The organism is Micromonospora sp. NPDC003776 (assembly GCF_053605645.1).
Map to the genome: position 1 here is coordinate 1 of NZ_JBSGJR010000285.1, position 8,556 is coordinate 8,556.

An 8,556-nucleotide genomic window follows, 5' to 3' on the forward strand; every position below is an offset into this window, starting at 1 on the left:
CCGCCGGCACCTGTAAAGAAAGGCCCCTTCCTGACGCCTGGCGTCAGGAAGGGGCCCCTGCTTTCGAGCGGTTACTGCTTGGCGTACGCGTTGACGAAGGACACGTTGCCGAAAATGCTCTCGATGAAGAGGCCACCGGCCTTGGAGCCGTACAGGTTGAAGGACACGTCCACATAGAGCGGCACCGCCGGGGCGACCTCCTCCATGATCTTCTTGTCCAGCTTGGCCCACTCGGGCGCCTGGGCCGCCGGGTCCATCGCCAGCACCCGGTCGAACTCGGCGTTGATCGCGTCGTTGTTCATGTACGACGTGTTGCTGTTGCCCGCGGCCTTGATGCCGCGCCCGTCGAAGAGGACCGGCAGGACCGCCGCGCCGCTGGGCCAGTCAGCCGCCCACGAGTCGAGGTAGATGTCCCATGCGTTGTTCTTCGACTTGACGTCGTCCAGGTAGGAGTCCGCGGGGGTCGTCTTCACCGTGATCTTGAAGCCGGCCTTCTCCAGGTTGTTCTTCAGCTGGGTGCCGAGCCGCTGGTTCAGGTCGTCGTCCCGCACGGCGAGCACCAGCGGGACCTCCTTGCCGCCGAGCAGCTCCTTGGCCTTGTCCGGGTTGCCGTTCGGGCCGGCCGGGTAGACGTCCGACTTCTCGTAGCCGAGGGTGGCCGGCGGCAGCAGCGTGGTCAGCGGCGACGCGACGGCCTCGCCGCCGAGCGCCTTGATCAGGCCGTCCCGGTCGATCGCGTAGTTGAGCGCTTGGCGCACCTTGAGGTCGGTGACCCGCTGAATGTTGATGGTGAGCCGGTTGGCGCTCGGCGTGGGCGAGAGCAGTGAACGGCTCTTCAGCGCCGCGTCACCGAGCACCCGCGAGATCAGCGAGGCGGGCACCGTGTTGAAGGCGACCGCGCTCTGGTCCGGGCCGTTGTCGGCGATCATCCGGTTGGCCTGCGCGTCCGGGGTGGTGCCAAACGACCAGACGAACTTGTCCGGATACTGGTGGCGCACCGGGTCGGTCTTCGGGTCCCACTGGTCGTTGCGCTCCAGCACCACCTCGACGCCCGGCGTCAGCTTCGTGATCTTGTACGGACCGGAGGCGAACGGCTGGTTGTCCACGTTGACGCCGGTGTCCTTGTCCGGCGGCAGGGGCGCGGTGGCCGGCAGCGACGCGGCGAAGGGCAGGTCGCAGTGCGCCTTCTTGAACTCGAACCGCAGGGTCTTGTCGTCCGGCGTGGTCAGCCCCGGGGGCAGGGAGCCCTTGTTGGCCTTGAAGTTCCAGGCGGTGTCGTACTGCGCGGTGTCGGCCAGCCACTCCTGGATGTAGGTGGGGCCGCCGGTGAGGTCGGGGTTGAACGAGCGGGCGATGCCGTACGCGATCTCCTTGCTGGTGATTGGCCGGCCGTCCTCGAACTTCAGCCCGTCCTTGATCTTGAATTCCCAGACCTTGCAGTCGTTGTTGACGTTCGTGCCCGGGGTCTCGGCAAGGTCACCGACGAGGGTCAGCTTGCCCTTGCCGTCGTCCTTCCACGTGGTCAGGTAACGGGCGTACAGCGGGGCGGCCATCAGCCCGGCGAAGGAGTAGACCCGTTGCGGGTCCAGGTGCGAGATCTGCGTTTCGCGCAGGATGGTGAAGGTGCCACCCTTGGTCGCCCCCGGCACCTCGGCCGCAGGGCCGAGCGAGTCCTTGGGGTCGGTCGCGATGACCCCGGTGGTCTGCCGGTTGTTGTCCACGTCCGTCTTGGTGCCGGTGTTCTTGCTGCACGCGCCCAGTGCCAACGCCAAGGCGACGGCACTGCCCGCGGCAGCGACCACTCTGGCTCTCATGATTCCGTTCCTTCCGATCTTCCAATATGAAGGAAAGCTTCGCCTAGTAGCCCACGAAGGTAAATTTCAATCGAATAACGGGCCGACAACAATCCCCCGATCACCCGAGCCGGACGCGCGGGTCGATCGCCGCGTAGAGCAGGTCCACCACGATGTTCGCCAGCACGATGAAGAACGCGGAGATCAACACCGTGGCCATGATGGTCGGCAGGTCACCGAGCCGGACGGCATCCACCGCCGTCCGCCCCAGACCCCGGATGCCGAATGTGGTCTCGGTGATGACCGTGCCACCCAACGCCGAGCCGAGATCCAGCCCGGCAATCGTCACCATCGGGGTGATCGCCGCGCGCAGCGCGTGCCGGCCGTACACCTTCCCCTTGGCCAGCCCCTTCGCCCGGGCGGTGCGGACGAAGTCCTCCGACAGCGTCTCCAGCATCTGCGCCCGGGACAGCCGGGTGTAGATGGCGGAGAAGAGGAAGGCCAACGACCACCAGGCCAGCACGAGGCCGCTGGCCCACTTGAGCGGGTTCTCGAATATCGAGGTGTAGCCCGGCGTCGGCAGGATGTGCAGGGTGTAGACGAAGACGAGCTGGAGCACCGCGCCCACGAAGTAGAGCTGCAGCGAGGCGCCGGTGAGGGAGAAACCGACCGACAGCCGGTCCAGCACGGTGCCCTTGCGTAACGCGGAGACCATGCCGAGGCCGACGCCGAGGACGAGCCAGATGACCGCTGCCGGGATGACGATGCTCAGGGTCACCGGCAGCACGCGGGCGAACGTGTCGCTGACCGCCTCGCTGTTGACGTACGAGTAGCCCAGGCACGGCGCGTCGCACTGCCCGCCCTGCGCACTGCCCAGGTCCCGGCCGACGAAGATGCCCTTCATGTAGTTGACGTACTGCTCGGGCTTGGGGTCGTTGAGGCCCAACTCGTCGCGGACCCGCTCCAGCCGCTCGGTGTTGCAGTTCTTCGGGCACATCCCGGTGACCGGGTCGGCGGGGAGCGCGAAGAACATCAGGAACGCGACGATGCTGACCGCGGTCAGGGTGAGCACCGCGGTGAGGATGCGCTTGATCAGGAATCGCACCATGTCACACCTCTAGCGGGACGACTTCGGGTCGAGCGCGTCACGCAGCGCGTCACCGAACAGGTTGAAGGCGAAGACGAGGACGAAGATCGCGACGCCGGGGAAGAAGAGGTACGCGGGATCAGTCTGCATGAAGTCGATGCTCTTGAAGATCATGGCGCCGAAGTCGGGGGTCGGGTCGACCATGCCGACGCCGAGGAAGGAGAGGGCGGCCTCGCTGGTGATGTACGCCGGCAGCGCCAGCGAGAAGGAGACCAGGATCGGGGCCCAGATGTTCGGCAGCAGTTGCCGGAACGCCATGTGCAGCAGGCCCGCACCGCTGGCCCGGGCCGCCTCGACGAACTCCCGTTCGCGCAGCGAGATCACCTGGCCGCGTACCAACCGGGCGGTCGCCGTCCAACCGAAGGCCGCGAAGATGCCGATGATCACGGTCATCTTGAACCAGTCCGGCGGGTTGTCCCGCGGACCGTAGAAGCGCAGCGCCGCGGTCGGCACCACGGCCAGCGCGAAGATCAGGTACGGCAGGGCCAGCGTGAAGTCGATGATCCACCCGATCACCGCGTCCACCCAGCCGCCCAGGTAGCCGGCGACGACGCCCAGCACGACGCCGGTGCCCGCGGTGATGATCGCGGCGACGAAGGCGATGAGGAGCGAGGTACGGATCCCGTAGACCAGCCGGATGAAGATGTCCCGGCCCAGCTGCGGCTCCAGGCCGAACCAGTGCTCGCCGGAGATCCCGCCCGCGTAACCGAGCGGCATGCCCGCCCCGTCGAGCTGGCCCTGGAACTGCTGGTACGGCCCGACCCCGTACAACCGCTCGATGAGCGGTGCGGCGAGCGCGATGACGAGGAAGAGCACCACCGTCACGCCGCTGATCATCGCGGTACGGTCGCGCCGCAGCCTGGCCCAGGCGAGCTGCCCGGGCGAACGGCCGACGAACTCCTTCGCCGCCGCCTCCGGCACCGCGTCACCGGGCGCCTGGGGCCCCTTGGTCAGCGCCGCCTCGTCAATTGGTGACAGGCTCATCGCGTCCCCCCATCACTGTCCTGACCGTCGGGCCCCGGGAAGTGGCAGGCGACCGCCTGCACCCCGCCGTCCCGTGGCACCAGAGCCGGCTCATCGGTGGCGCAGCGCTCCTGAGCCTTCCAACACCGGGTACGGAACCGGCAGCCCGACGGCGGGTTGAGCGGGGTCGGGACGTCACCCACCAGCCGGATCCGCCCGGAGGAGTCGGTCTGCGTCACGTCGGGGACCGCGGAGAGCAGCGCCCGGGTGTAGGGGTGCTGCGCGCGTTCGTAGATGTCGTCGCGGTCGCCGATCTCGACGATCTTGCCCAGATACATGACCGCGACGCGGTGGCAGAAGTGCCGGATCACGGCCAGGTCGTGGGCGATGAACACGAACGCCAGGTCAAGGTCGCGTTGCAGCTCGCGGAGCAGGTTGATGACCTGGGCCTGGATGGAGACGTCCAGGGCGGAGACGGGTTCGTCGGCGACGATCAGCTTGGGGCGCAGGGCCAGGGCGCGGGCGATGCCGATGCGTTGGCGTTGTCCGCCGGAGAACTCGTGCGGGTAGCGGTTGTAGTGCTCCGGGTTCAGTCCGACCAGTTCCAGGAGTTCCTGGACGCGCTTCTTGATGCCGCCGGGTGGGGTGATCCGGTTGACCTGCAGCGGCATGGCGACGATCCGGCCGACGGTGTGGCGGGGGTTCAGCGAGGCGTACGGGTCCTGGAAGATGATCTGCAGATCCTGCCGCAACGGCCGCAGCTCGCGGCGGCGGGCGTGGGTGATGTCCCGCCCGGCGAACTCGATCGACCCGGCGGTGGGTTCCAGCAGGCGGACCAGCATCCGCCCGGTGGTGGTCTTGCCGCAGCCGGACTCCCCGACCAGGCCGAGGGTCTCACCCGGGCGGACGTCGAAGTCGACGCCGTCGACCGCCCGCACCGCCCCGCCGGCGCGGAACCCGTCCCGGACCGGGAAGTGCTTGGTCAGCCCTCGCACCGTCAACAGTGCTTCGGTCATCGGGCGACTCCCACCTGGGCGATGTCCTGCTGGTAGAGCCGGGTGCGCTCGTCGGCCGGCAGGTGGCAGGCGACCAGATGGCCAGCCTCCCCCGCCGAGCGCAGCTCGGGCACCACGGTGCGGGAGCGGTCGCCGTTGCGGCCGGCGTACCGGCAACGCGGGTGGAACGCGCACCCCGACGGCAGATTGATCAACGACGGCGGGTTGCCCTTGATGGGCACCAGGTCCGCGTCCGCGTCACCGTGCAGCGACGGCACGCTCGACAACAACCCCCACGTGTACGGATGCTGCGGCCGCCGCAACACCTGCTCCACGCTCCCCCGCTCCACCGCCCGACCCCCGTACATGACCAGCACGTCGTCGGCCACCTGCGACACCACACCCAGGTCATGCGTGATCAGGATGATCGCCGAGTGAAACTCGGCCTGAAGATCCGCCAGCAGGTCCAGGATCTGCGCCTGCACCGTCACATCCAACGCCGTGGTCGGCTCATCGGCGATCACCAGATCCGGATCGTTGACCAACGCCATCGCGATCATCGCCCGCTGCCGCATCCCACCGGAGAACTCGTGCGGATACTGCTCGTACCGCCTCCCCGGCTGCGGAATGCCGACCCGACCGAGCATGTCCACCGCCCGCGTCCGGGCCTCCCGCTTCCCGGCCTTCGGATGATGCACCCGGTACGCCTCAGCGATCTGCCTACCCACCGTGTAATACGGATGCAACGCCGACAGCGGATCCTGAAAGATCATCGCCATGTCCCGGCCCCGCAGCCGCCGTACGTCCTCCTCGGGGAGGCCGACCAGTTGGCGGCCGCCGACGGAGATCTCCCCGGTGATGGTGGCCCGCTTGGCGTTGTGCAAGCCCAGGATCGCCAGCGACGTGACGCTCTTACCCGAACCGGACTCCCCCACGATGCCGAGGGTGCGACCACGCTCGACCGAGAACGACACCCCGTCCACGGCCCGCACCACACCGTCCTCGGTGTCGAAACGCACTCGCAGATCCCTGACCTGCAGATACGGGCCCTCGCCGGAGCGCTGCTCCGGCACTTCAGGGCGGTCCGGCTCCCCGGACGGCACCGACTCCGATCTGCCCATGACCGCCTCCCCCCTCGGTGACGAAGAGAACCTACAGGAAACTTCTCGAGGCGAAAATAAGCTACAAGCGGCGGCCTGTCAGCGGCCCCAGCGTAACGACTGGATCTCCGACCTGAACAGTCCTCACCTGCACATCCATCGCCGCCACTGGCCGACACGCCGGCCCGGATCAAGCCCGCCGGTATCCTCACCCGCTTGACTGGGCCGGTGATCCCACCTGGAGTCCTGGACCGTGCGCTGCCCTGGATCGAGCAGGACTACCTGGCACTCGGCGAGACCGTCCACCGGATCGAACTGCTGGACGGCGGCCTGCTGCTCGGCCCGCCGGCCACCCTGCGACACCAGGTGCTCGTCGGGGGGCTGGCCGACGCCCTCACCGCCGGCCGCGCCTCCGCCGGCCTCGATCTGCTTCCCATGATCAATCTTCGGCTCGGTGAGCTGCGCATCGTCAACCCGGATCTCGTCGTGGCCGCGGTGTCCGACTTCGACGCGCTCTGTCTTCCGGCCGAGGAGGTGCTGCTGGTCGGCGAGATCACCGCACCGCACACCGCCGTCATCAACCGGCTGCTCAAGCCCTCCTGCTATGCGGCAGCGGGCATCGAGTGGTACCTGCTGGTCGAGCAGGAGACCTTGACCATGCACCTCTACCAGCGGCAGGGCGCGCACTACGTCGAGCGGTCCGTCACGAAGCCGGGCGAGGCCCTCGAGCTCATCGATCCGGTCCGCGCCACGATCCGGCCGGAGGAGTTGCTCGGCTGACGAGTGTCGGTCGGCTCGCCTAGTGTCGATGGGCATGACGGAGTTCGACGCGGCCACCGCCGCCGTCCAGGCCGCCCTCGACGCGGGAGCCCGGTACGCCGACGCCCGGGTGATGCACCGCCGCTACGAGTCGATGTCGGCCCGCAACGGCGACATCGAGGAGCTGACCCAGGACGACAGCGTCGGGCTCGGCGTCCGGGCACTGGTCGGATCGAGTTGGGGCTTCCACGCCGTACCGGAGCTGTCGGAGGCCGCCGCCCGCGAGGCCGGCCGGCGCGCCGCGGCGACCGCCACCGCGAGCGCGCGGGTCCCGGGCCCGGCGGTCGACCTGGTCCCGGTCGAGGCCGCGGTCGCGACCTGGGCCTCCGCCTGCGAGGTGGATCCGCTCGGCGTGCCGCTGTCCGACAAGGGGGACCTGCTGGTCCGCGCCACCGAGACGATGCGGGCGCACGGCGCGGACCTGGCCGAGGGGCTCTACCAGATCTGGGACACCGCCAAGTGGTTCGTCTCCAGCGAGGGCCACCGGATCGACCAGCGGATCCGGGAGTGCGGCGGGGGCATCTCGGCCACCTCGATCGGTGACGGCGAGACCCAGCGCCGGTCCTGGCCGAGCTACCGCGGGCAGTACGGCACCAGCGGCTGGGAGCTGGTCACCTCGCTCGACCTGGCCGGCCACGCCGCCCGGATCGCCGAGGAGTCCCGGGAGCTGCTCACCGCGCCGGAGTGCCCGGCCGGCGAGACCGACCTGATCCTCGGCGGCGAGCAGCTCGCGCTGCAGATCCACGAGTCGGTCGGGCACGCCATCGAGCTGGACCGGATCCTCGGCTGGGAGGCGGCCTTCGCGGGCACCTCCTGGCTGGACCTGGCCCGGCTCGGCTCGCTGCGCTACGGCTCCGAGCTGATGAACATCACCATCGACCCGACCATCCCCGGCGCGCTGGGCAGCTTCGGCTTCGACGACGAGGGCTCCCCCGCGGTCCGCCGGGACGCGGTCCGGGCCGGCCGCTGGGTGGGGGTGCTCGCCGGCCGGGACTCGGCCGCCGTCGCCGGCCTCGGTTACGGCGGCAGCGTACGGGCGGACGGCTGGGCGCGGCTGCCGATGGTCCGGATGACCAACGTGGGTCTGGAGCCGGGCCCGCACACGCTCGACGAGATCATCGACGCCACCGACGACGGCGTGCTGATGGACGTCAACCGCTCCTGGTCGATCGACGACAAGCGGCTCAACTTCCAGTTCGGCTGCGAGATCGGCTGGGAGGTGCGCAAGGGCCGGCGGGGGCGGATGCTGCGCAACCCCACGTACACCGGGATCGGCCCGGTCTTCTGGCGGTCGATGGACATGCTCTCGTCGGAGATCGTCCCGTGGGGCACACCGAACTGCGGGAAGGGGCAGCCCGGCCAGGTCGGGCACACCGGCCATCCGGCCGCGCCGGCCCGCTTCCGCAACGTACGGGTGGGGGTGCGGGCATGAGCGCCGAGCAGGACCTGGCCGGCCAGGTGGTGGAGCTGGTTCGCCGGATCGCCGGGCCGGACACCCAGGCCGAGGTGGTGGTGACCCGGTCCGACCTGGCGCTGACCCGGTTCGCCAACTCGTTCATCCACCAGAACGTCGCCGAGTCGGGCACCACCGTCCGGTTGCGACTGCACGTCGACGGGCGGACCGCGGCGGGCAGCGGCAGCCTGGTCGACACCGACGGGCTGACCGCGCTGGTCGAGCGGACCCGGACCGCGGCCCGGCTCGCCCCGCCCGACCCGGCGTGGCCGGGGCTCACCCCGCC

At 69.3% G+C, this 8,556-nt stretch carries 7 protein-coding genes and 1 pseudogene; 3 read left to right on the forward strand and 5 right to left on the reverse strand.

Translation table 11 applies throughout. The annotated features are described in order from the left end of the window. Positions 1-71: 71 nt before the first annotated feature. The 5 genes from ACWEVO_RS21775 to ACWEVO_RS21795 all read right to left on the reverse strand — a co-directional run bounded on the left by ACWEVO_RS21775 (position 72) and on the right by ACWEVO_RS21795 (position 6,019). Positions 72-1,814, reverse strand: a complete 1,743-nt coding sequence (locus ACWEVO_RS21775; RefSeq protein WP_452309366.1) for an ABC transporter substrate-binding protein — start codon at positions 1,812-1,814, stop codon at positions 72-74. 100 nt (positions 1,815-1,914) lie between these two features. Beyond that, positions 1,915-2,901: an ABC transporter permease gene (locus ACWEVO_RS21780; RefSeq protein WP_452309367.1), complete on the reverse strand. Its 987-nt coding sequence runs from the start codon at positions 2,899-2,901 to the stop codon at positions 1,915-1,917. A 9-nt stretch (positions 2,902-2,910) separates the two neighbouring features. After that, on the reverse strand, positions 2,911-3,924 hold the full coding sequence (locus tag ACWEVO_RS21785) for an ABC transporter permease (RefSeq protein WP_452309368.1): 1,014 nt from the start codon (positions 3,922-3,924) through the stop codon (positions 2,911-2,913). Continuing rightward, the gene (locus ACWEVO_RS21790) at positions 3,921-4,919 is read right to left on the reverse strand and encodes an ABC transporter ATP-binding protein (RefSeq protein WP_452309369.1); all 999 of its coding nucleotides are present in this window, start codon (positions 4,917-4,919) and stop codon (positions 3,921-3,923) included. Before ACWEVO_RS21790 ends, ACWEVO_RS21785 begins: the two co-directional genes overlap by 4 nt. Further along, on the reverse strand, positions 4,916-6,019 hold the full coding sequence (locus tag ACWEVO_RS21795; protein ID WP_452309370.1) for an ABC transporter ATP-binding protein: 1,104 nt from the start codon (positions 6,017-6,019) through the stop codon (positions 4,916-4,918). Before ACWEVO_RS21795 ends, ACWEVO_RS21790 begins: the two co-directional genes overlap by 4 nt. 195 nt (positions 6,020-6,214) lie before the next feature. Here ACWEVO_RS21795 and ACWEVO_RS21800 point away from each other — a divergent pair, with 195 nt between their 5' ends. The 3 genes and pseudogenes from ACWEVO_RS21800 to ACWEVO_RS21810 all read left to right on the forward strand — a co-directional run. Next, positions 6,215-6,778, forward strand: a complete 564-nt coding sequence (locus ACWEVO_RS21800; RefSeq protein WP_452309371.1) for a Uma2 family endonuclease — start codon at positions 6,215-6,217, stop codon at positions 6,776-6,778. 34 nt (positions 6,779-6,812) lie between these two features. Next, entirely contained in the window at positions 6,813-8,249 is a 1,437-nt protein-coding gene (locus ACWEVO_RS21805) for a TldD/PmbA family protein (RefSeq protein ID WP_452309372.1), read from the forward strand. Then, positions 8,246-8,556 (forward strand): annotated as a pseudogene (locus ACWEVO_RS21810) (TldD/PmbA family protein); the annotation flags it as partial. The gene ACWEVO_RS21805 and the pseudogene ACWEVO_RS21810, both read left to right, overlap by 4 nt.